A 22010-nucleotide genomic window follows, 5' to 3' on the forward strand; every position below is an offset into this window, starting at 1 on the left:
AGATGGCGCTGATCACTGTCGAGAAACTCAGCGTCCGCTATGGCGCGCATACCGTACTGCATCATGTGGACATGGTCATTGAGCCGGGTGAAATCGTAACCATCGTTGGCCCGAACGGATCAGGAAAGACCAGCCTGCTGCGCGCCATTATCGGTGCGACACGGCCTTGTGCCGGTCAAGTGTCACTGAAGCCCGGATTGAAAATCGGCTATGTGCCGCAGAAACTGCATGTCGATCCGACACTACCGATTTCTGTCGAACGGTTCATGCGTCTGACCGATCCTGTGTCGCGCAGGCAATGTGTCGAGGCGCTTGAATCGGCGGGTGTGCCGGATCTGTTGAAACGCCAGATGTCGCAACTGTCCGGTGGACAGTTCCAGCGGGTGCTGCTGGCTCGGGCTTTGATCAACCGCCCGGATATTCTGTTGCTGGACGAAGCGACACAGGGGTTGGACCAACGGGGGTCGGCCAGCTTTTACCAGCAGATCGAGGCTGTCCGGCGCGAGACCGGATGCGCCATTCTGATGATCAGCCACGAACTGCACGTGGTCATGAGTGCGTCGGACCGGGTGATATGCCTCAATGGGCATGTCTGTTGCGAAGGATCGCCGGCTGTGGTCGCCTCGGCGCCCGAATATCGGGCCTTGTTCGGAACCGGAACAGGCGGTGCGCTTGCCCTTTATCGTCATGAACATGATCACCATCATGATCATGACCATGATGCGAGTACACAGGAAGCGGCGGAATAATGCTGGATGATTTCATGATGCGGGCAACGCTCGCCGGTATTGGCGTGGCGTTTGCCGCGGCCCCCCTTGGGTGTTTTGTCGTATGGCGTCGCATGGCGTATTTCGGCGATGCAACCGCACATGCCGCAATTTTGGGCGTGGCCCTGTCCCTGACGTTTCAGATGTCGATCTTCACGGGCGCGTTGGCTGTCGCTTTGGTCATGGCGCTGACCGTTTCGCTTTTGGCCGGTCGCGGATATGCGATGGACACGCTGCTGGGCGTTCTGGCACATTCTGCGTTGGCCTTCGGGCTGGTTGCAGTTTCATTCCTGTCCGGTCTCCGGATTGACCTTATGGCGTATCTGTTTGGGGATATTCTGGCGGTCTCCCGTTCTGATCTGATCGTGATCTGGGGCGGTGCGGCGCTTGTCGTGGCGCTGATTGTCTGGCGTTGGGCGCAACTTCTGACCGCGACATTGAACGAAGAACTGGCTTACGCCAGCGGATTCGATCCAAGACGAGAGCAACTGATCCTGACCCTGTCTCTTGCCGTGACCGTGGCGGTGGCGATCAAGGTTGTGGGTGTTTTGCTGATTGCCGCAATGCTGATCATTCCGGCGGCAGCGGCGCGTAACCTTGCGCGGTCACCAGAAACGATGGCCTTGATCGCGGCGGGAATAGGCGCGCTTTCAGCCATCACGGGGTTAAGGGCTGCGTATGTTTTCGACACTCCGGCAGGGCCTTCGATCGTCTGCGTTGCCGCGATCGTGTTCGCGTGCCTTAGCCTGATTGGATGGCGAACACAGGACAGGGCTTAATGGTTCCATAGGTCTTCGCGGCCGTAGCATCCCGGTCATCCGGTAATGTGACCAAAGCGAAAACGCCACGAAAAAAGGCCCGCAAACCTGCGGGCCTTGATGCATTTCTACCCGCGTCGTTTACTGCGGGATATCGCCTTCCAGCCCTTCAACATAGAAGTTCATGCCAGCCAGCGTACCGTCGTCGGCCACTTCGCCCTCGGCCAGCCAGTCGCTGCCGTCCTGCTTCTTCAGCGGTCCGGTAAAGGCATGATAGCTGCCATCGGCCAGCGCCGCTTTCAGCGCCAGTGCCTCTTCCTTGATGTCCGCAGGAACTGCATCCGAAATCTCACCGATTTCTACCATGCCCGGCCCGATACCGTCCCAGGTGTTGGACGAGGTCCAGGTGCCGTCCATCACAGCTCGCGTGCGCGCAATGTAATAGGGTCCCCAGTTGTCGATGATCGAGGAAACACGCGGTTTGGGGGCGTATTCGCTCATATCCGAAGCCTGACCGAAGGTGATCACGTTACCCGCCTCTTGTGCGGCGGCCTGCGGAGCGGTCGAGTCAGTGTGCTGCAGGATCACGTCGGCGCCCTGTTCGATCAGAACCGAGGCGGCGTCAGCCTCTTTTGCCGGGTCGAACCAGGTATAGGCCCAGACGATCTTGAACTGGACATCCGGGTTTGCCTTCTTGGCGTGGATATAGGCCGAGTTGATACCGCGGATCACCTCGGGGATCGGATAAGACCCGATATAGCCGATGATGTTCGATTCGGTCATTCTACCCGCGATATGCCCCTGAACCGCACGACCTTCGTAGAAACGCGCCGAATAGACCGAGACGTTGTCGGCCATCTTGTAGCCGGTCGCGTGCTCGAACTTCACGTTCGGGAATTTCTTGGCCACATTGATGGTTGGATCCATATAGCCAAATGAGGTGGTAAAGATCAGATCTGCGCCTTCCAGCGCCATCTGTGTCATCACGCGTTCGGCGTCCGGGCCTTCCGGCACCGATTCAACGAATACAGTCTCGACCTTGTCGCCGAACTCTTCTTCGATCGCCAAACGGCCTTTGTTGTGTTCATAGGTCCAGCCACCGTCGCCGACAGGGCCGACATAGACAAAACCGACCTTGGTCTTGTCTTGCGCCACTGCGCCGGTCGCAAGACCAAGCGCTATCGCGGCAGTTGTCAGAAGTGATTTGAATTTCATGTAGTTACTCCCCAAGTTGGTTCAGTTGGCCTCTAGTGTGAGGCATGGAAGGTCCGGCCCAGTGAGGCAGGTGCGCTGCTCTTGTCGGCCGAAAGGATCACAAGCACAAGGATCGTGATGAGATAGGGTGACATTGCCAGATACTCGACGGGAATGGCAACGCCCGCTGCCTGCAAATTAAGCTGCAAGACGGTAATGCCGCCGAACAAATATGCACCCAGCAGGACCCGCCATGGTTTCCAGCTGGCAAACACCACCAGCGCCAGCGCGATCCAGCCGACACCTGCGGTCATGCCCTCGGTCCATTGCGGTACACGGATCAGGCTGATGTAAGCCCCACCCAGGCCCGCGCAGGCCCCGCCGAACAGGATCGCCATGATACGGATTTTGATAACCTTGTAGCCAAGCGCATGGGCGGCATCGTGGTTTTCACCAACCGCCCGCAGGATCAACCCGACGCGGGTGTATTTCAGGACGGCCCAGACCACAGCGGTCAGCGCAATGCCCAGATACAGGATGGGGTCGTGCCGAAACAGGATCGGGCCGATGACCGGAATATCGCTAATCAAAGGGATGTGGATATCGCCCATGCTGGGGGGTTTGACGCCCACATAGCTTTGCCCCATCAAGGCGCTGAACCCCAGTCCAAACAGGGTCAGCGCAAGGCCGCTTGCAACCTGGTTGGCCAATGCAAACTGTGTCAGCAGGACGAACAGCAGCGACAGCACGGCCCCGCCAATGGCGGCAGCAACAAAGCCCAGCCAGGGCGAGCCGGTTTCGACCGAGATCGCAAAACCGCTGATCGCGCCAACGATCATCATGCCCTCGACACCAAGGTTCAGAACGCCTGCCTTTTCCACGACAAGCTCTCCGATCGCGGCCAGCAGAAGGGGGGTTGCGGCCACCATAAGCGAGGCAACCAGAAGAACGGGATTGATTTGACCAAGGTCCATGATCACGCCACCTCGCTACGCGCCGCACGGATGCGGAAGTTTGTCAGAAGATCGAAGGCCAGCAGGAAAAACAGCAGCATTCCCTGAAACACCTGAATGGCAGCGGCAGGCAGACCCAGCTGCGATTGTGCAATTTCGCCGCCAATATAGGTCAGCGCCATCAGGCCCCCGGCCAACAGGATACCCACCGGATGCAGGCGGCCCAGAAACGCGACGATGATCGCGGTAAAGCCATAGCCCACGTTGAAATCGATGCTGATCTGACCGGACGGGCCGGACACCTCGAACATACCGGCCAGCCCGGCCAAAGCGCCCGAAATCCCAAGGCAGAACAGGATCAGGCGCGCCGGATTCACACCTGCAAACTTTGCCGCGCGGGGGGCCTCACCCGTCAGACGGATATGGAAGCCCAGCATGTGACGGTTCAGCAATACATAGGCAAAGATCACCGCGATGAAGGCCGCGACAACACCCCAATGCATCCCGGAACCGGCAATCAGCTCGGCATTATGCGCGCTTTCATAGGATTGCAGGTTGCGCGATCCGGGAAAGCCGAACCCTTCGGGGTTTTTGAGAAGACCCAGCGAGACCGAGGCCAGCATCTGCTCGGCCACGTAGACCAGCATTAGCGACACAAGGATTTCGTTGGTGCCGAAACGCACCTTCAGCAAGGCCGGGATCGTTGCCCACAGCCACCCGCCAAATGCGCCTGCGACCACCATGATCGGGAAGATGTACCAGGCGTCGAGCGGATAGAAGGCCAGACCTGCGCCCGCGCCGAATATGGCGCCCATGATGTATTGTCCTTCGGCCCCGATATTCCAGATACCGGCCCGAAAACCCAGCGACAATCCGATTGCGATCAGCACTAGGGGCGCGCCTTTGACCAGCAATTGAGGGCGGTAATAGAATGCGAACTCGCCAAACAGCGGCTCCCAGAAGATGGTACCGATGGCTTCGACCGGATTTTTTCCCAAGATGGCAAACAGCAACCCGCCAAACACCATTGTCGCCAGCACCGCCACAAGGGGGGTCGCGTAAGACCAGGCCCTGGACGGCTGTGGCCGTTTCTCCAACACAATCATCTGCTCATCCCCCCAGATGTTTCATCTTTTCGCAAATACTCTCGCCGAAGGCGGCCCAGCAGATCACACATGTGCCACCTCCATGCCATGGGCGCCGCCCATCATCAGGCCAATCTCATCCACGGTCAGGCCGGTTGTCGGGCGCGGTGCGCTTAGTCTGCCTTCGTTCAAGGCTGCAAAACTGTCCGAGATTTCCATCAGCTCATCCAGATCCTGCGAGATGCAGATCACCGCTGTGCCTTTCGCCGCAAGATCGAGTATGGCTTGCCGGATCGACGCGGCCGCCGCGGCATCCACCCCCCAGGTCGGCTGGTTTACCACCAACACATCAGGGTTTTGCAGCACTTCGCGTCCAATCACGAATTTCTGCAGATTGCCGCCGGACAAGGACCGCGCTGCGTTTTCGGGCCCGGGCGTGCGAACGTCGAAGGCTTCGATGATCTTTTCGGCAAAACTCCGAGTTTCGGTCCATTTCAAGAAGCCATTTTTCTCAAGCCCTTCCCGCACAGATCCGGTCAGCAAAGCGTTTTCGGTCAGGCTCATGTCGGGTGCCGCTGCGTGGCCTAACCGTTCCTCGGGCGCGGTCAGAACGCCCAGCTTACGGCGCGCCGTCGGGCCGAGCTTGCCGATCGCCTGACCGTTGAACTTGATTGCATCCGCCGATGTCAGGATTTCCCCGGACAGCACGCCCAGCAATTCATCCTGCCCGTTTCCGGCAACGCCGCCGATGCCCAGAACCTCGCCCTTGCGGACCGTCATGTGCACATTGCGCAATGCGGTGCCGAATTCCGAAGGCGAGGGGACTGACAGCCCACTGACATCCAGCGCGACCTCGCCCAGTTCCCGGCCCGAGCGTTCAGGCGTCTGCAACGTCGACCCGACCATCATCTCGGCCATGTCACGCGCCGAGGTTTCAGCGGGGACACATTCGCCCACGTTCTTGCCCAGCCGCAGGATCGTGGCATGGTCGCATAGCGTTCGGATTTCCTCCAGTTTATGCGAGATATACAGGATCGAAGTTCCCTCGGAGCGTAGCTTGTTCAGCGTCTCAAACAGGATATCGACCTCCTGCGGGGTCAGAACCGAGGTCGGTTCGTCCATGATCAGCAGTTTGGGGTCCTGCAACAGGCAGCGGATGATCTCGACCCGCTGGCGTTCGCCTGCGGACAGGTCCCCAACCGTGCGAAACGGGTCCAGCGGAAGGCCATAAGTTTCCGACACTTCGCGAATGCGCGATGCCAGATCCCCCATCGGGGGCGGATTCTCCATCCCCAGCGCGATATTCTCGGCCACGTTCAGCGCGTCAAACAGCGAAAAATGCTGGAACACCATCGCGATCCCATCCGCACGGGCCGCGCGGGGTTCGGGCGGCGCAAACGGATTGCCGCGCAGTTTCATGGTGCCGCTGTCCGGCTTCACAAGCCCATAGATCATTTTTACCAGCGTGGATTTCCCCGCGCCGTTTTCACCCAGCAGCGCGTGCACTTCGCCTTTACCGATGTCAAAGGACACCTGATCATTGGCCACAACACCGGGGTAGGCTTTGGTCAGCCCTTGCAAGCTCAAAAGTGGAATGGTCACGCGCTCAGGTCCTTCTTCAACTTGTTTTGCAGGGCCGGGCGCAGCAATTGTGCAGCGACGCCCACGGCGATCATATGCGGATGCTTCCCCATCGACGGGTCACCGATCGGGCAGGTGATCCGGCTTATCCGTTCAGGCGGATGTCCAAGGGCGGCCAACCGCGACCGGAATCGCGCCCATTTCGTAGCCGAGCCGATCAGCCCCGCAAAGCCAAAATCGTGCAAAAGCAGTCTGTTGCACAGTTCAAAGTCAAGGCTATGCGAGTATGTCAGCACAAGATGTTCGGCGGCACATGGGGCGTGGCGGACCAGCTCGGCCGGTTTTGCCGCCGGAACAATTGTCACGCCCACTGGCACAGCTGCCGGAAAGCGCTGACGGCTGGTGTCCACCCAGGTGATCGCAAGATCAGGAAGCGGGGACAGCACATCCACCAGCGCCCGGCCGACATGGCCCGCGCCCCAGATCCACAGATTGCGCGTGGGCTTGTGAACGGGTTCAACCATCCAGCCGTCAATCAGCTGCGGTTCAGGCGCAATCCCCTGTCCGCGCGCCGTCGCCAGCATTCGCTTGACCGACAGGGGCATCGCGCCATCCTTGGTCGGGCGCGCGATGACGGCATCGTCCAGATCATTGACGGTTTTTGCGTCGTAGACTTCGCTCAGCAGCGACACGGCACCGCCGCAGCATTGCCCCAACTCGGGTCCAAGCGCATGATGCGTCAGGCGGGTTGGCGTGGTTTGCAACCGCGCGGCATGTGCCGCCTGGTATTCCAGTGTTCCGCCGCCGATTGTGCCGCTTTGCCCGCCGTCCCAGACCAGCATGGCGGCACCAACTTCACGTGGAGACGACCCTTTGATCCCGGCGATGACCACCCGGACCACTTTGCCGTGGGTTTTGACCGCCTCCCTCAAAGCCTCAAGGTCAAATCCCATCAGATGCCTCCCTTCATCCTCTGGACGCCGCGCCAGACTTCTTCGGCGGTGGCGGGCGCATTGAGTGCCGGATAAGTATCCCCGCAGGCCGCCACCGCATTCGAAAGCGCCAGCCAGGCTGATATTCCCAGCATGAACGGGGGTTCCCCCACGGCTTTCGAGCGATAGATGGTGTCCTCTCGGTTCTCGCCATCCCAAAGTGCGACGTTGAATATGTCGGGCCGGTCGGAACAGGCCGGGATCTTGTAGGTTGAGGGCGCATGCGTGCGCAGGTTGCCGTTTCCGTCCCAGACCAGTTCCTCGGTCGTCAGCCAGCCCGCACCTTGCACGTAACCGCCTTCGACCTGTCCGACATCCAGCGCCGGGTTCAGCGAAGCGCCCGCGTCATGCAGGATATCTGTGCGCAGAATGCGGTTCTCGCCCGTCAATGTGTCCACAGCCACCTCGGTGACCGAAGCGCCATAGGCGAAGTAGTAAAACGGGCGACCACGCCCCGCGATCCGGTCCCATTCGATCTTGGGCGTTTTATAGAAGCCAGTGGCCGACAGGCTTATCCGACCCTGATAGGCCAGTGCGGCAGCTTCGGCGAACGTGTACCGTTCTTCACCAACCGAAACGTGGCCATCCGTGAAAGTGACGGCAGAGGGGTCGGCCTGATGCCGTTCAGCCAGATAATCGGCCATCCGGTCGCGGATCGTATCGCAAGCCGCTTTCACTGCCATGCCGTTCAGATCGCTGCCCGAAGACGCCGCCGTGGCTGACGTATTCGGCACTTTGGCTGTATCCGTGGCGGTGATCTTGACCATCTCAAGCGGGATGCCGAAACGCGACGCGGCCACTTGCGCGACTTTCTGGAACAGGCCCTGCCCCATCTCGGTGCCACCATGATTCAGGTGGACCGAACCATCCTGATACACATGCACCAGCGCACCGGCTTGGTTCAGATGGGTCAGTGTGAAGGAAATACCGAACTTGACCGGAGAAAAGGCGATGCCCTTCTTGATCACGCTGTTTTCGGCATTCCATTTCTCGATGGCCGCTTTGCGCGCGGCATAGTTGCTGGACTTCATCAGCGCTTCGGTCATGCCATGCAGTTCGAAATCGCTGACCTCCATGCCGTAGGGCGTCGTGTTGCCACCAGCGGGCAGGGGGCGGACCGGGGCCGTCCCTGTTTCCACCGCGCCACGGCTGGTCAGGTCTTCGTGCGGGTCGGGATGACCCAGCGGTTTTTCGTGAGGTTGGACTTCGGCAACCTTATGCGCGGGCTCGTAATAGTTGCGACGGCGCAATTCCACCGGGTCCAGCCCAAGTTCATGCGCGGCGTGGTCCATCACACGTTCGATGGCAACCATCCCCTGCGGGCCACCAAACCCGCGATAGGCGGTGGCTGACTGCGTGTTGGTCTTCAACCGATGGCTTTCAATCCGGGCATTGGGCAACAGGTATGCATTGTCAGAATGCAGCATCGCACGGTCGGCGACGGGCAGGGACAGGTCCTGCGCCCAGCCGCAGATTGCGTATTGCAGAAAGGACACGCCCTGAATGTGACCCTGTTCGTCAAATCCCGCGCGATAGGAAATCCGGAAGGCGTGGCGTTTGCCGGTGATGATCATGTCATCATCGCGGTCATAGCGCATCTTGCAGGCTTTGCCGGTTGCCCGTGCAGCCACCGCGCAGGCGACGGCCAGCGCATTCCCCTGGCTTTCCTTGCCGCCGAATCCGCCACCCATGCGCCGGGTTTCGACGCGGATCGCATGCATGGGCAGGCCCAGAGCGTCCGCCACCTTGTGCTGTATCTCGGTCGGGTGCTGGGTCGAGCTGTGGACAAGCATGTCACCGCCTTCATTCGGCACGGCAAGCGCAGCCTGACCTTCCAGATAGAAATGCTCCTGACCGCCGATCTCGAACGTTCCGTCGATGACGTGGGCGGCGCTTTCAATCGCGGCGTCCGCATCGCCCTTGGCATAGATGCGGGGCCCGTCTTCAAATCGGCTGTTTGCGGCCAGAGCTTCTTCAACCGTCAGGATCGGTGTTTCCTCGGCATAGTCGATCTTGCCCAGCCGAACCGCCTTGCGGGCGGCCAGATGGCTGGTGGCAACCACAAGGAAAACAGGCTGACCGATATAGTGAACCGTCCCGTCGGACAGCAAAGGCTCGTCATGGATCGAGGGCGAAACATCGTTGGCAAAGGGCAGGTCCTGTGCCGTCATGACCTTGACGACCCCGGCCGCCGCTTTCACGGCAGACAGGTCCATCGCGGTAATCGTACCCTTGGCGATCGGGCTCAGGCCAAAGGCCAGATGCAATGTGCCCTTTGGCGTCGGGATGTCGTCCACATACCGGGCGGAACCGGATACGTGCAGCGGTGCCGCGTCATGGGGAAGGGGTTTGGTTACGCTCATGCCGATACCTCCAGCACGTTGGTCACTTGGCCCTGATCCTCAAGGAAGTACCGTTCCAGCATCGCTTTGGCGGTCTCAAGCCTGTACGTGGCCGAGGCGCGCATATCCGTAAGCGGTGAATAATCGTCGGCAAAAGCGGGTAGAGCGGCGTCAATCGCCTCGCGCGCCCACGGTTTGCCGATCAGCGCGGCCTCGACATGGGTTGCCCGTTTCGGAATGCCAGCCATACCGCCAAACGCGATGCGCGCATCCGCTACCTGTCCGTCCGAAATGGTAATGTTGAAACATCCGCACACCGCCGAGATATCCTGATCGAACCGTTTGCTCAGCTTGTAGCATTTCAGCCGGTCCGCCTGACGCAGGAAGCTGACGGCTTCGACAAACTCACCCGGTGCGCGGTCCTGTTTGCCGTAATCGATGAAGAAGTCTTCCAGCAGGACTGACCGGCGCTCATCACCTTTGCGCAGGTGCAGCGTCGCACCCAATGCAATCAGCGCGGGCGGGTTGTCTCCGATTGGCGAGCCATTGGCGATGTTGCCGCCCACAGTGGCCGCGTGACGGACCTGAACACTGGCATAGCGCCGGATCATTTCTGCATAGGATGGGTGAATGTCCGCCAAGGCTTCGCCCATACGGTTCATATCGACCATGGCACCGAAACGAATTTCTTCGTCGGTGATCGTGATCTCTTTGAGATCGTCACAGCGGTTCAGGAAGATCACCGGATCAAGATCGCGTAGTTGCTTGGTCACCCAAAGCCCAACGTCTGTTGCGCCCGCAACCAAAGTGGCATTCGGGTTCTCGGCATATACGGCAGCCAGCGCGTCGGACGAGCCCGGCAGCATGGGTGAGGTGGCGGGCGTTGCGACAGGCTTGTCTTTAACCCAGACAGGCACGGGCTGTTTCTCGGCCGCTTCGGCTGCGCGAATAATGGGAGCGTAACCCGTGCAACGGCACAGATTACCGGCAAGCTGTGTATCGTGATCCGTCGCGCCATTGGTGTGACCGGCCACCATCGACATGACAAAACCGGGCGTGCAAAAGCCGCATTGCGAACCGTGCAGGTCAACCATGGCCTGCTGAACCGGATGGACCTCGCCATCGGGGCTGCTGGCGCCTTCGACGGTTCGAACCGCCTTGCCATGCAGTTGCGGCAAGAAAAGGATGCACGAGTTCAGGGCCTTTGCACCACCCGCATCCGTCACCATGACAGTGCAGGCACCGCAATCGCCTTCGTTGCAGCCTTCCTTGGTGCCGGTCAGGCCACGATCTTCACGCAGCCAATCCAGCAGAGTGGCTGTCGGATCGATGTCCGTCAGCTCCACTGTCTCTCCGTTCAGAAGAAACGTGATGTCCATTCGAGAAACCCGTCGCCTTACCCGGTTGCGCCCTGGTGGTGCCCTCCTTCGATGCGACGTAGAAAGAGTGGCGGGCGGATAGCTTGCCAATGGATGTTAGAAACAGCATGCGTGATCTGGCAAGAAAAACTGCCTGTATGATGCATCATTACAGCCAATCGGCGTGGAATTGCGCACCCTGTGTAAATATCAGTTGTTTGAAACTAAAGCGTTTTTTTGTCAGTGAAGATGTCGCTTTCCGAAGCACCTTCTGGAAAATCCGAATAATCGAAAATGATTATTTTGCCAAACAACGGCGCAGGTTCCGGCTTTTGCATGCCTCGCGGCTAGGGTAGCCTGCCGTTCATGAGCAGTACCCCCCGATTCATTCACCTACGTGTTCACACCGAATATTCCCTTCTGGAAGGCGCTGTGCGGCTGAAAAAACTGCCCGCCCTGTGCGAGAAGATGGAGATGCCTGCCGTTGCAGTGACTGACACGAATTCCATGTTTTCGGCGCTGGAATTTTCGGTGACAGCCAGTCAGGCTGGTGTCCAGCCGATCATGGGATGTCAGGTTGATCTGACTTATGTGCAGTCGCAACCGGGGGAAAAACAAAAATCGCCCGCGCCGCTTGTTCTGCTGGCACAGTCCGAGGCGGGGTACGAGAACCTGATGAAGCTGAGCACGTGCCTTTACGTGGACAAGGGCGGGCAGTTGCCGCAGGTCACGCTGGACGAGCTTGCGGACCGCGCCGACGGGCTGATCTGCCTGTCCGGAGGGCCTGACGGGCCGGTGGGCCGCCTGTTGCAACAGGGGCAACGTCCGGCGGCCGAGGCGCTGGTGGATCGGTTGGCCGCGATTTTCCCGGATCGTCTGTATATCGAACTCCAGCGTCACCCAGGTGAAGACGGCCAACCCGAGGCCGAACGCCAGACCGAGCGCGGCCATATCGAGATGGCCTATGCCAAGAACCTGCCGCTGGTTGCCACCAATGACGTCTATTTCCCGACCTCGGATATGCACGAGGCCCATGATGCGCTGATCTGTATCGCCGAAGGGGCTTATGTCGACCAGCAGGAAGGTCGCCGCCGCCTGACCGCGCAGCATTATTTCAAGTCGCAGCAGGAAATGGTGACGCTGTTCGCTGATCTGCCCGAGGCCATTAAGAACACGGTCGAGATCGCGCGGCGTTGCGCCTTTATGGCTTATCGCCGCGATCCCATCCTGCCGAAATTCGCCGATGACGAGGTCGCTGAACTGCGCCGCATCGCGAATGAAGGCTTGCAGAAACGTTTGGCGGTAATCCCCCATGCGGTGACGCCCGAGGAGTATCAGGAGCGGTTGGATTTCGAACTTGGCATCATCGAAGGCATGGGCTTTCCTGGTTACTTCCTGATCGTTGCCGACTTTATCCAATGGGCCAAGGATCACGATATTCCGGTTGGACCGGGGCGGGGATCGGGTGCGGGCTCGCTGGTGGCTTATGCGCTGACAATTACCGACCTCGACCCGCTGCGTTATAGCCTGCTGTTTGAACGGTTCCTGAATCCCGAACGGGTTTCGATGCCCGACTTCGATATCGACTTCTGCATGGATCGCCGAGAAGAGGTGATCCGTTACGTGCAGCAGAAATACGGGCGCGACAAGGTGGGGCAGATCATCACTTTTGGTGCCTTGCTGTCAAAGGCCGCCGTGCGCGACATCGGGCGGGTGCTGCAAATGCCGTACGGGCAGGTGGACCGTCTGTCTAAGATGATCCCCGTGGAAGGTGTCAAACCGGTTTCCATCGAAAAAGCCCTGAAGGACGAGCCGCGCCTGCGGGAAGAAGCGCGCAACGAAGAGGTGGTGGATCGTCTGCTGACATACGGCCAGCAGGTCGAAGGGCTGCTGCGCAACGCCTCGACCCACGCGGCTGGGGTTGTGATTGGCGACCGGCCACTGGACGCGCTGGTGCCGATCTATCAGGACCCGCGATCCGACATGCCTGCGACCCAATTCAACATGAAATGGGTGGAACAGGCCGGGCTGGTAAAGTTCGACTTTCTGGGTCTGAAAACCCTGACCGTGATCCAGAACGCGATGGACCTGATCTTCAAGTCCGGACGGAAGCTGCATATCGCCGCCGATGGCACCGAGCTTTACGAACCTGCCGAGGGGGCCGAGAACCAGATCAACGCCATCCCGCTGGATGACGAGGCGACGTATAAGCTCTATTCAGCGGCCAAGACGGTCGCGGTGTTCCAGGTGGAAAGCTCGGGCATGATGGACGCGCTCAAGCGCATGAAACCCACCTGCATCGAGGATATCGTGGCCCTTGTGGCGCTCTACCGCCCCGGCCCGATGGAAAACATCCCGACCTATTGCGAGGTCAAGAACGGGCTGCGCGAGATTACATCCGTTCATCCGCTGATCGACCACATTCTTGAGGAAACTCAAGGCATTATCGTCTATCAGGAACAGGTGATGCAGATCGCGCAGGTTATGGCCGGGTACAGCCTGGGCGGCGCGGACCTGCTGCGCCGCGCGATGGGTAAAAAGATCAAAGAGGCGATGGATGCCGAACGCCCCAAGTTCGAAAAAGGCGCGGCAGAAAACGGGGTGGATGCCAAGAAAGCCAGCGAAGTCTTCGACCTGCTGGAAAAATTCGCCAATTACGGCTTCAACAAATCCCACGCTGCCGCCTATGCGGTGGTCAGCTATCAAACCGGCTGGTTGAAGGCGAACCATCCGGTCGAATTCATGGCGGGTGTCATGAATTGCGATATTCATCTGACCGACAAGCTGGCGATCTATTTCGAAGAGGTCCGAAAAGGGCTGGAACTGCCGTATATTCCACCTTGTGTGAACCGCTCTCAGGCCACGTTCGATGTTGATAACGGACATCTGGTCTATGCGCTGGGCGCGCTCAAGAATGTGGGTGTCGAGGCGATGAACCTGATCGTTGCGGGTCGCGCGGACAAGCCATTTGTCAACCTGTTCGATTTCGCCCGCCGCGTGGATTTGAAAAAAGTGGGCAAACGCCCGCTTGAGATGCTGGCCCGCGCCGGGGCTTTTGATGAGCTGGACCGAAACCGCCGCCGCGTGTTTGAAAGCCTAGATGCGCTGGTGCAGTATTCGGCAGCGATCCATGAACAGAAGAATTCGAACCAGGTGTCGCTGTTTGGCGAGGCCGGAGATGACCTGCCCGAACCACGCCTGTCGCCGACCCCCGACTGGCTGCCGGCTGAACGTCTGAGCGAAGAGTTCAAGGCCATCGGCTTCTACCTCTCTGGTCATCCGCTGGATGACTATATGCCGGCCTTGAAGCGTAAACAGGTTCTGACGCTGGACGAGGTGACCGAGAAAGCCCGTTCTGGCCCGCTGATTGCCAAGATGGCCGGAGTGGTTGCCGGGCGGCAGGAACGGAAATCGGCCAAGGGCAACCGGTTCGCCTTTGCCCAGCTTTCGGACCCGACCGGCGCTTATGAGGTCACGCTGTTTTCCGACACGCTGGAGAAATGCCGCGAGTTTCTGGAAACCGGCGCTCAGGTGGTTCTGACCGTCGAGGCGACGATGGAGTCCGATCAGCTCAAGCTGCTGGGTCGTTCGGTTGGACCAGCGGATTCTGTAGTGGCCGAAGCCGGGGCGACGGGACTGCGCATTTTTGTAGACGAAGCGCGGGCGGTGCCAACGATTGCAACGGTTCTTGAAGAAGCCGCAACCGCCGCCAAGGGTGCGGCCCGCGGCCCGATCCAACTGCTGTTGCTGGACCCCGGCCTGCCCGGCGACGTCGAAATCGACTTGGGGCGTGTGTTCCCGATCAATCCCCAGATCAAGGGCGCGATCAAATCGCTGGAAGGTGTTATGACCGTCGAAGAGATCTGACACCGCTTTGTTGCCAGACAGTTAGCGCATCGCTAGGCTGACCTTGCAAATATGTCTTCTGATCATGCCACGGGAGGGCGTTGATATGACGATTGCAGGTCTCAATCTCAGAACGATTGTATTGGGGGCGGCGGCATCGCTGGTTTTGGTTTCGGCGACAGCCACGCTTGCGGACGACAAGAAGAAAGAGAACACGATCAAAGGTGCTGTGATCGGGGCCGGTGTCGGGGCCTTGATCGGCGACGGCAAGGGTGCCGCCGCAGGGGCAATTGCTGGTGCGCTGATCGGCGCGAACTCGAAATAAGCGGGGGCGGGATGATGCGTTTGAACGCGATGAAAGTGATCACAACCGCCGCGCTGCTTACAGGGCCCGGTTTTGCACTTGCGGACGAGGAAGCCGAACAGATGGTGCAAGCGGCGCTGCCGCTCATGTATCACACATGCGCGTCGGTCATCGAAGAGGCTGACGGGAATGAAGAATACATTGTGGACGTGGTCGGCAAGATGACGGCGTTGTCACTTTATAACCGTCAGATCGACCTCGAAGCTCATGCCGGTTCGGACGAGGAAAAGGCCGCGCTGCGCGAAACATTTGTGGCGGCTCTGAAAGACGGCTGCGCCGGGGATGAAAACGCCCTGCTGGGTGGCGTCGTCGACGATGCGGTGAAATCAACGCTGGGGCTGTAAGCTTTCAGTAATGTGGCGGGCGTTCGTCACCAAGGACAACGCCGCCTGACCCTTCCTGTGCGCGCTCGGCCTCACGGTGCAGCAGCATCTCGACACGGCGGGTCAGCCGGTCAATCTCGGCCTGTTGCCGGGTGACAACCGCGTTCAATTCGTCAACCGTGCGGGTCAGATGGGCAATCTGTTCTTCCAGATGCTGCATGGAATGCTCCTGTCTTTCAGGCTGCACATAGCGACCCCGTGACGCCTTGGCCAGAGAAAGCGCGCCTTGCCCAGATGCGGGCCATGGGATAGACCGCGCGCGGAACAGGTACACTCCCAAGGACGCCCCACATGGCCAAGCCCAAGAAACAGCCCCGCCCCAAGGCCGAAACGCCGAAAGGGTTCCGTGACTATTTCGGCGAGGAAGTCACGCAGCGCACCGAGATGCTGCGGACGATTGCGGGCGTCTATCATCGGTACGGGTTTGACGCGCTTGAGAGCAGTGCGGTCGAAACCGTCGAGGCGCTGGGCAAGTTCCTGCCCGACGTGGACCGCCCGAACGAAGGCGTCTTTGCGTGGCAGGAGTTTGACGAGGGCGGAAATGGCGACTGGATGGCCCTGCGCTATGACCTGACCGCGCCTCTGGCCCGGGTTTACGCCCAGCACCGCAACGACCTGCCGACGCCTTATCGCCGCTATGCGATGGGTCCGGTCTGGCGCAACGAAAAGCCGGGGCCGGGGCGGTATCGGCAGTTCTATCAATGCGATGCAGATACGGTTGGAACCGCCTCGATGGCTGCTGATGCCGAGATCTGTGCAATGCTGGCCGACACGCTGGAAGAGGTTGGCATCCCGCGCGGTGACTACATCATCCGGGTGAATAACCGGAAGGTTTTGAACGGTGTGCTGGAGGCGATGGGGCTTGGCGATGATCAAGCCGCACGAGACAATGTTCTTCGCACCATCGACAAATTCGACAAGGTGGGTGAGCAGGGTGTGCGCGAGTTGCTGACCAAGGGCCGTCTGGACGCGTCGGGCGCGTTTATCGACGGCGTTGGTCTCAGCGATGATCAGGCAGACCCGGTTATCGCCTTCCTGACTTCCAAGGCCGTCGATACCGCTGGTACATTGGCCAACCTCCGCATTGCCGTGGGTGACAGCAAGATTGGGGCGGATGGGATTGCTGAACTGGAACAGATCGCTGAACTTCTCTCCGCTGGCGGCTACGGCCCCGACCGCATTGTCATTGACCCCTCCGTCGTCCGTGGCCTGGGCTATTACACCGGTCCGGTCTACGAGGCCGAACTGACGTTCGAAATCTTCAACGAGAAAGGCCGCAAGCGGCAATTCGGCTCGGTTGCGGGCGGCGGGCGCTATGACGATCTGGTCAAGCGGTTCACCGGGCAGGAAGTGCCCGCGACCGGGGTGTCCATCGGCGTCGATCGGTTACTGGCGGCGCTGCGCGAAAAGGGCCGGATCAGCGCCCAGGCCAAAGGCCCCGTGGTCGTCACCGTCATGGATCGCGACAGGATGGCCGATTATCAGGCGATGGTGGCCGAGCTGCGCAATGCGGGCATCCGGGCCGAGGTGTATCTGGGCAATCCCAAGAACTTTGGCAATCAGTTGAAATACGCGGACAAGCGCAACTCTCCGGTTGCGGTGATCGAAGGCGGGGACGAAAAGGCAAAAGGCATCGTGCAGATCAAGGACCTGATCCTTGGGGCTAAGATCGCCGAAAGCGCCACGCTGGAGGAATGGAAAGAACGCCCCAGCCAGTTCGAAGTATCGCGCGCTGATCTGGTCGCGAAAGTGCGTGAAATTCTGAACAGTCAGGACTGACCCATGCCCAACCGTTCCCAGATACAGGCCCGTGCCGCGATGATGCGTGTCCGGTTCGAGGCTGCGGGCGCGCAGGTGGTGGATACCCCGCTGCTGCAACCCGCTGAAATGTTGCTGGACCTCTATGGCGAGGATATCCGCGCCCGTGCCTACGTCACCTCGGACGCGCTGCGGGGCGAGCAGATGCTGCGCCCGGATTTCACCCTGCCTGTTGTTCAGATGCACATGCGGGACAGGGCCGAGCCAGCGCGCTATACCTATTCAGGTGAGGTGTTCCGCCGTCAGGAACACGACCCGGACCGTTCGAACGAATATATTCAGGTGGGGTACGAGGTTTTTGACCGCGATGATCCCGCTGGTGCCGATGCCGAAGTGTTTTCGCTGATGGCAATGCAACTGCGCGGGCTGCCTCTGCGCGCAGCGACCGGGGATATCGGTATCCTAACCGCGGCTGTCGAAGGGCTTCGGACCACAGACCGCCGCAAGGCCGCGCTGATGCGGCACCTGTGGCGGCCGCGCCGGTTTCGTGCGCTGCTGGACCGGTTTGCAGGGCGTAAACCGGGGCCCGAAGGCCGTGACGCGCTTTTGGACGCGGACGACCCGATGGCGGTTGATGTTCCGATGATCGGCAAGCGCCGCGGGCCCGAGATTGCCGACCGGATCAAAGCCCTGCGTGAAGATCGCGCTGCGCCGCCGATCTCTGACAATGAGCTGGCCGGGTTGGAAACGCTGCTGAATGTGCGTGAAACCATGCCCTTCGCGTTGGAACAGCTGAGGGATGTGGCAGTGGATCTGCCGCAGATCACCCCGGCTCTGGACCGGTTGGAGGCGCGGATCGCAGCCCTGCAGGCGCGTGGTGTCGATGTCGCACGGCTGGATTTCGAAGCGTCTTATGGCCGGACATCAATGGAATATTATGACGGGTTTGTCTTTGGGTTCTACGCCGAAGGCCGTCCCGACCTGCCGCCTGTCGCCACCGGTGGGCGCTATGATGCGCTGACGCGCCGCTTGGGCGATGGAGCCGAAATCCCCGCAATCGGTGGCGTGATCCGCCCGGACCTGATGCTTGAAATCGAGGAGGCCGCGCAATGAGTGTGAAACTGGGCGTGCCCTCGAAGGGCCGGTTGATGGAAAAGACCGTTTCATGGTTCGAAAAACATGGCATCATGCTGTCCCGCAACGGCTCGGACAGGGAATATGCGGGTAGGGTTGACGGGATTGACGGCGTCTCGCTGGTTCTGTTGTCGGCGGGTGAGATTCCGCGCGAACTTGCGTCGGGACGTATTCATCTGGGCGTCACCGGCATCGATCTGGTGCATGAGAAGCTGCCACGCTGGGAACAGCAGGTCGAAGAGATTGCGCAGCTGGGCTTTGGCAAAGCCGATCTGATCATTGCCACACCCGCCTGCTGGGTCGATGTGGACACGCTGGACGATCTCGATGCGGCGGCAGCAGCATTTCGCAACACCCACGGCCACCGGCTGCGGATCGCCACCAAATATCACCGACTGGTGCGGGAGTTCCTGACCGACGCGGGCGTGGCCGACTACACTCTGGTCGACAGCCAGGGGGCGACCGAAGGTACGGTCATGAACGAAACAGCCGAGGCAATTGCTGATATCACCTCCTCAGGTGAAACCCTGCGGGCAAACCACCTCAAGATCCTGTCGGACGGTCTGATCCTGCAATCGCAGGCCACGTTGTGGCGCAGCCGGGTTGCAAAGGTCGACGCGGCGGATAAGGCGGTTCTGACGGAATTGCTGGATCGGCTGCGGTAACTACAGCACACCGATATCCGCAAGGGCGCGGTTCAGATCATCGGGCAGGGTGTCATCCTGCGCGCGCCCTTTCGGCAAGTCGGCTGGTGTATCTTCGGGCTTCAGGTATCGCCAACCCTGAAACGGGCGTTTCAAGGCGTTCTGGGTCCGATGTACGTTAGGGTCGAGAACGATGGCGCAGCGGCGGATACCGTCCTCGCCGATCACCTCGTCCAGGCGCAGAATACGCTGACGGCACTGTACGACACCCTTGATGACCCAATAGATTGATCCGCCATTCAGAATCTCGGCATCACGTTTGGGCCACATGCGGGTTACGTGGCGCGGATATCCGTCCTCATAAAGCGGTTTGCGGCTGTCTTGCCACGCGATCAGAGAGTCCACGCTTTCCGAACCAACCGAAAGTTTGATGAGGTTCACGTACTTATCCACAGCTTTCCCACAGAGTCGTCCCTTTGCTATCTATCCATTGTAGCTCAGGATTGGCTTTCATCAAGGTGTAGTGGGTGTTAGTCTGGATACCTCTTTCAGCACAGGGAATCACCAATGAGCCGCTTTGCCGCCCCCATCGCCGAGCAGATCTGGGACATGAAATACCGCTTCAAACAGGCGGATGGCACGCCCATCGATCAGACGGTTGAAGACAGCTGGCGACGCATCGCCCGTGACCTCGCGCGGGTCGAGGACGACCCGGATCATTGGGAAGACAGGTTCTACGAGGCACTGGAAGATTTCAAATATCTGCCCGCCGGGCGCATCACTGCTGGCGCAGGCACCGCGCGGCAGGTGACACTGTTCAACTGCTTCGTTATGGGCACCATCCCCGACAGCATGGGCGGTATCTTTGACATGCTGAAAGAGGCCGCGCTGACCATGCAGCAGGGGGGCGGGATCGGCTATGATTTCTCGACCATTCGCCCGCGCGGCGCGGATGTGAAAGGTGTGGCGGCAGATGCCTCTGGCCCGCTCAGCTTCATGGATGTGTGGGACGCAATGTGCCGCACAATCATGTCCGCGGGCTCGCGCCGGGGGGCGATGATGGCCACCATGCGCTGTGATCACCCTGATATCGAACAGTTCATCACCGCCAAATCCGACCCGGCCCGCCTGCGCATGTTCAACATGTCGGTGCTGGTGACCGATCCCTTCATGGAGGCGGTCAAGGCCGACGGCCCGTGGGAGTTGCAGTTTGACGGCAAGATCTATCATACCGTTCAGGCGCGCGATCTGTGGAACAAGATCATGCAGGCCACATATGATTATGCTGAACCGGGCGTGATCTTCATCGACCGCATCAATCAGGCCAACAACCTGAGCTATGTTGAAACCATCGCCGCGACGAACCCCTGTGGCGAACAGCCTCTGCCGCCGTACGGGGCTTGCCTGCTGGGCTCGATCAATCTGGCGCGGCTGGTTGCCGAACCATTTGGGGATGCCGCGCATCTGGATGAACCGGCGTTGCAGGAACTGGTCGCGACAGCCGTGCGCATGATGGATAACGTCGTGGACGCCTCGAAATTCCCGCTGGCCGAGCAAGAGGCGGAAGCGCAGGACAAGCGCCGCATCGGGCTGGGCGTGACGGGTCTTGCGGATGCGCTGCTGATGCTGGGCCTGCGCTATGGGTCCAACGAGGCGGCGCGCCAGACGGAACGCTGGTTGCACGCAATCGCCCGCGCCGCATATCTGGCCTCGGTCGATCTGGCTAAGGAGAAAGGCGCGTTCCCCCTGTTCGACGCCGAGAAATATCTGGCCAGCGGCACGATGCAGCAAATGGATGACGACGTCCGCGATGCGATCCGCGAACATGGTATCCGCAACGCTCTGCTGACCTCGATTGCGCCCACGGGCACGATTTCGCTTTATGCCGGGAACGTGTCGTCAGGGATTGAACCGGTCTTTGCCTATGCCTACACCCGCAAGGTTCTGCAAAAAGACGGCTCGCGCACCGAAGAAGAGGTCGTGGATTACGCCGTTCAGATGTGGCGCGACAAGTTTGGCGACGCAGCTCTGCCGGACTATTTCGTCAATGCCCAGACCCTGACGCCGTCGGATCACGTCAAGATGCAGGCGGCAGCGCAGAAATGGATCGACAGCTCGATCTCCAAGACCATCAACTGCCCGGAAGATATCAGCTTTGACGCATTCAAGGATGTCTACATGCAGGCCTGGGATCAGGGCTGCAAAGGGTGCACGACCTATCGCCCCAACGATGTGACCGGCTCGGTTCTGACCGTTTCGGAAAGCGATGACAAGGTGCCGGGGGAAAGCGCGAATGCGCCTCATGAAATTGAAGGCGGCGACGTCATCTACATGTCCGAACCGCTGGATCGCCCGCAATCGCTGGAGGGGTCGACCTACAAGCTGAAATGGCCCGATAGCGAGCACGCGATTTATCTGACCATCAACGACATCATCATCTCGGGCCGCCGCCGCCCGTTCGAAGTGTTCATCAACTCCAAGAACATGGAACATTACGCCTGGACACTGGCGCTGACGCGGATGATCTCGGCCGTGTTCCGTCGGGGTGGGGACGTGTCCTTTGTGGTCGAAGAGCTGAAAGCCGTTTTCGACCCGCGCGGCGGGGCGTGGGTCAAAGGCAAGTATATCCCATCGATCCTGGCCGCGATCGGGGGCGTGATCGAACAGCACATGGTCGCCATCGGCTTTCTGGAAGGCGAAGGGATGGGGTTGAAATCCGATCCCCAGGCGCAAGTGGTGAACCTGGACGCGCCACGTGGCAAAGCCTGCCCGTCCTGCGGTCAGTACGACATGGTCATGATCGAAGGCTGCATGACCTGCCGCAGCTGCGGTCATTCCAAATGCGGATAGG

At 59.9% G+C, this 22010-nt stretch carries 18 protein-coding genes; 9 read left to right on the forward strand and 9 right to left on the reverse strand.

From position 1 onward, the window contains the following. Positions 1–2 precede the first annotated feature (2 nt). Positions 3–749, forward strand: coding sequence for a metal ABC transporter ATP-binding protein (locus tag ACR3E2_RS16535; RefSeq protein ID WP_480484830.1), 747 nt, complete (start codon positions 3–5; stop codon positions 747–749). After that, positions 749–1546: a metal ABC transporter permease gene (locus tag ACR3E2_RS16540; protein WP_480484829.1), complete on the forward strand. Its 798-nt coding sequence runs from the start codon at positions 749–751 to the stop codon at positions 1544–1546. The genes ACR3E2_RS16535 and ACR3E2_RS16540 overlap by 1 nt, the downstream gene beginning before the upstream one ends. A gap of 120 nt (positions 1547–1666) precedes the next feature. Here the strand turns inward: ACR3E2_RS16540 and ACR3E2_RS16545 are convergent, their stop codons facing one another. The 7 genes from ACR3E2_RS16545 to xdhA form a co-directional block, all read right to left on the reverse strand. Next, positions 1667–2740 carry a BMP family ABC transporter substrate-binding protein gene (locus ACR3E2_RS16545; protein WP_209598076.1) on the reverse strand — a complete coding sequence of 358 codons (1074 nt, stop codon included), beginning with the start codon at positions 2738–2740 and terminating at the stop codon, positions 1667–1669. Positions 2741–2772: 32 nt separating this feature from the next. Next, positions 2773–3693 carry an ABC transporter permease gene (locus ACR3E2_RS16550; protein ID WP_209598075.1) on the reverse strand — a complete coding sequence of 307 codons (921 nt, stop codon included), beginning with the start codon at positions 3691–3693 and terminating at the stop codon, positions 2773–2775. A gap of 2 nt (positions 3694–3695) precedes the next feature. Then, on the reverse strand, positions 3696–4778 hold the full coding sequence (locus tag ACR3E2_RS16555; RefSeq protein WP_267363631.1) for an ABC transporter permease: 1083 nt from the start codon (positions 4776–4778) through the stop codon (positions 3696–3698). A 63-nt stretch (positions 4779–4841) separates the two neighbouring features. After that, a complete protein-coding gene (locus ACR3E2_RS16560; RefSeq protein WP_480484828.1) occupies positions 4842–6359 on the reverse strand; it encodes an ABC transporter ATP-binding protein in 1518 nt (505 codons plus the stop codon). Then, positions 6356–7291, reverse strand: coding sequence for a xanthine dehydrogenase accessory protein XdhC (gene xdhC / locus ACR3E2_RS16565; RefSeq protein ID WP_480484827.1), 936 nt, complete (start codon positions 7289–7291; stop codon positions 6356–6358). The genes ACR3E2_RS16560 and xdhC overlap by 4 nt, the downstream gene beginning before the upstream one ends. Continuing rightward, complete coding sequence (xdhB, locus tag ACR3E2_RS16570) at positions 7291–9693, reverse strand: xanthine dehydrogenase molybdopterin binding subunit (protein ID WP_480484826.1); 2403 nt, start codon at positions 9691–9693, stop codon at positions 7291–7293. Before xdhB ends, xdhC begins: the two co-directional genes overlap by 1 nt. Continuing rightward, positions 9690–11051 carry a xanthine dehydrogenase small subunit gene (xdhA, locus tag ACR3E2_RS16575; protein ID WP_480484825.1) on the reverse strand — a complete coding sequence of 454 codons (1362 nt, stop codon included), beginning with the start codon at positions 11049–11051 and terminating at the stop codon, positions 9690–9692. The genes xdhB and xdhA overlap by 4 nt, the downstream gene beginning before the upstream one ends. A gap of 345 nt (positions 11052–11396) precedes the next feature. Between xdhA and dnaE the strand changes: the two genes are divergently transcribed. The 3 genes from dnaE (at position 11397) to ACR3E2_RS16590 (ending at position 15584) form a co-directional block, all read left to right on the forward strand. Beyond that, a complete protein-coding gene (gene dnaE, locus ACR3E2_RS16580; RefSeq protein ID WP_480484824.1) occupies positions 11397–14897 on the forward strand; it encodes a DNA polymerase III subunit alpha in 3501 nt (1166 codons plus the stop codon). An 85-nt stretch (positions 14898–14982) separates the two neighbouring features. Next, positions 14983–15201, forward strand: a complete 219-nt coding sequence (locus ACR3E2_RS16585) for a YMGG-like glycine zipper-containing protein (protein ID WP_480484823.1) — start codon at positions 14983–14985, stop codon at positions 15199–15201. Between the two features lie 11 nt (positions 15202–15212). Continuing rightward, positions 15213–15584: a hypothetical protein gene (locus tag ACR3E2_RS16590; protein WP_480484822.1), complete on the forward strand. Its 372-nt coding sequence runs from the start codon at positions 15213–15215 to the stop codon at positions 15582–15584. A gap of 4 nt (positions 15585–15588) precedes the next feature. On the opposite strand, the gene ACR3E2_RS16595 is transcribed toward ACR3E2_RS16590, so the two are convergent. Further along, positions 15589–15783, reverse strand: a complete 195-nt coding sequence (locus ACR3E2_RS16595; protein WP_480484821.1) for a SlyX family protein — start codon at positions 15781–15783, stop codon at positions 15589–15591. Between the two features lie 131 nt (positions 15784–15914). Between ACR3E2_RS16595 and hisS the strand changes: the two genes are divergently transcribed. Genes hisS through hisG form a run of 3 tightly spaced genes read left to right on the forward strand, consistent with a single transcriptional unit; the run spans position 15915 to position 19180 of the window. Continuing rightward, positions 15915–17402, forward strand: a complete 1488-nt coding sequence (gene hisS / locus ACR3E2_RS16600; RefSeq protein ID WP_480484820.1) for a histidine--tRNA ligase — start codon at positions 15915–15917, stop codon at positions 17400–17402. 3 nt (positions 17403–17405) lie between these two features. Further along, positions 17406–18494 (forward strand): ATP phosphoribosyltransferase regulatory subunit, encoded by a 1089-nt coding sequence (locus ACR3E2_RS16605; RefSeq protein ID WP_480484819.1) that lies wholly within the window; start codon positions 17406–17408, stop codon positions 18492–18494. After that, positions 18491–19180, forward strand: coding sequence for an ATP phosphoribosyltransferase (gene hisG / locus ACR3E2_RS16610; RefSeq protein WP_480484818.1), 690 nt, complete (start codon positions 18491–18493; stop codon positions 19178–19180). The genes ACR3E2_RS16605 and hisG overlap by 4 nt, the downstream gene beginning before the upstream one ends. Here hisG and ACR3E2_RS16615 read toward each other — a convergent pair whose 3' ends face one another. Further along, a complete protein-coding gene (locus tag ACR3E2_RS16615; protein ID WP_267363648.1) occupies positions 19181–19612 on the reverse strand; it encodes a DUF1489 family protein in 432 nt (143 codons plus the stop codon). A gap of 114 nt (positions 19613–19726) precedes the next feature. On the opposite strand from ACR3E2_RS16615, the gene ACR3E2_RS16620 reads away from it, so the two are divergent. Beyond that, entirely contained in the window at positions 19727–22009 is a 2283-nt protein-coding gene (locus ACR3E2_RS16620) for an adenosylcobalamin-dependent ribonucleoside-diphosphate reductase (protein ID WP_480484817.1), read from the forward strand. The last annotated feature ends 1 nt before the right edge of the window (position 22010 follow it).

The organism is Ruegeria sp. AL7, from assembly GCF_056536105.1.

Coding starts and splice junctions, on each gene's coding strand:
- ACR3E2_RS16595 (WP_480484821.1), bottom strand. CDS start 15,783: ATGCAGCATCTGGAAGAACAGATTGCCCATCTGACCCGCACGGTTGAC.
- ACR3E2_RS16545 (WP_209598076.1), bottom strand. CDS start 2,740: ATGAAATTCAAATCACTTCTGACAACTGCCGCGATAGCGCTTGGTCTT.
- ACR3E2_RS16555 (WP_267363631.1), bottom strand. CDS start 4,778: ATGATTGTGTTGGAGAAACGGCCACAGCCGTCCAGGGCCTGGTCTTAC.
- xdhC (WP_480484827.1), bottom strand. CDS start 7,291: ATGGGATTTGACCTTGAGGCTTTGAGGGAGGCGGTCAAAACCCACGGC.
- xdhB (WP_480484826.1), bottom strand. CDS start 9,693: ATGAGCGTAACCAAACCCCTTCCCCATGACGCGGCACCGCTGCACGTA.
- ACR3E2_RS16585 (WP_480484823.1), top strand. CDS start 14,983: ATGACGATTGCAGGTCTCAATCTCAGAACGATTGTATTGGGGGCGGCG.
- xdhA (WP_480484825.1), bottom strand. CDS start 11,051: ATGGACATCACGTTTCTTCTGAACGGAGAGACAGTGGAGCTGACGGAC.
- ACR3E2_RS16605 (WP_480484819.1), top strand. CDS start 17,406: ATGCCCAACCGTTCCCAGATACAGGCCCGTGCCGCGATGATGCGTGTC.
- dnaE (WP_480484824.1), top strand. CDS start 11,397: ATGAGCAGTACCCCCCGATTCATTCACCTACGTGTTCACACCGAATAT.
- hisS (WP_480484820.1), top strand. CDS start 15,915: ATGGCCAAGCCCAAGAAACAGCCCCGCCCCAAGGCCGAAACGCCGAAA.
- hisG (WP_480484818.1), top strand. CDS start 18,491: ATGAGTGTGAAACTGGGCGTGCCCTCGAAGGGCCGGTTGATGGAAAAG.
- ACR3E2_RS16540 (WP_480484829.1), top strand. CDS start 749: ATGCTGGATGATTTCATGATGCGGGCAACGCTCGCCGGTATTGGCGTG.
- ACR3E2_RS16550 (WP_209598075.1), bottom strand. CDS start 3,693: ATGGACCTTGGTCAAATCAATCCCGTTCTTCTGGTTGCCTCGCTTATG.
- ACR3E2_RS16620 (WP_480484817.1), top strand. CDS start 19,727: ATGAGCCGCTTTGCCGCCCCCATCGCCGAGCAGATCTGGGACATGAAA.
- ACR3E2_RS16535 (WP_480484830.1), top strand. CDS start 3: ATGGCGCTGATCACTGTCGAGAAACTCAGCGTCCGCTATGGCGCGCAT.
- ACR3E2_RS16590 (WP_480484822.1), top strand. CDS start 15,213: ATGATGCGTTTGAACGCGATGAAAGTGATCACAACCGCCGCGCTGCTT.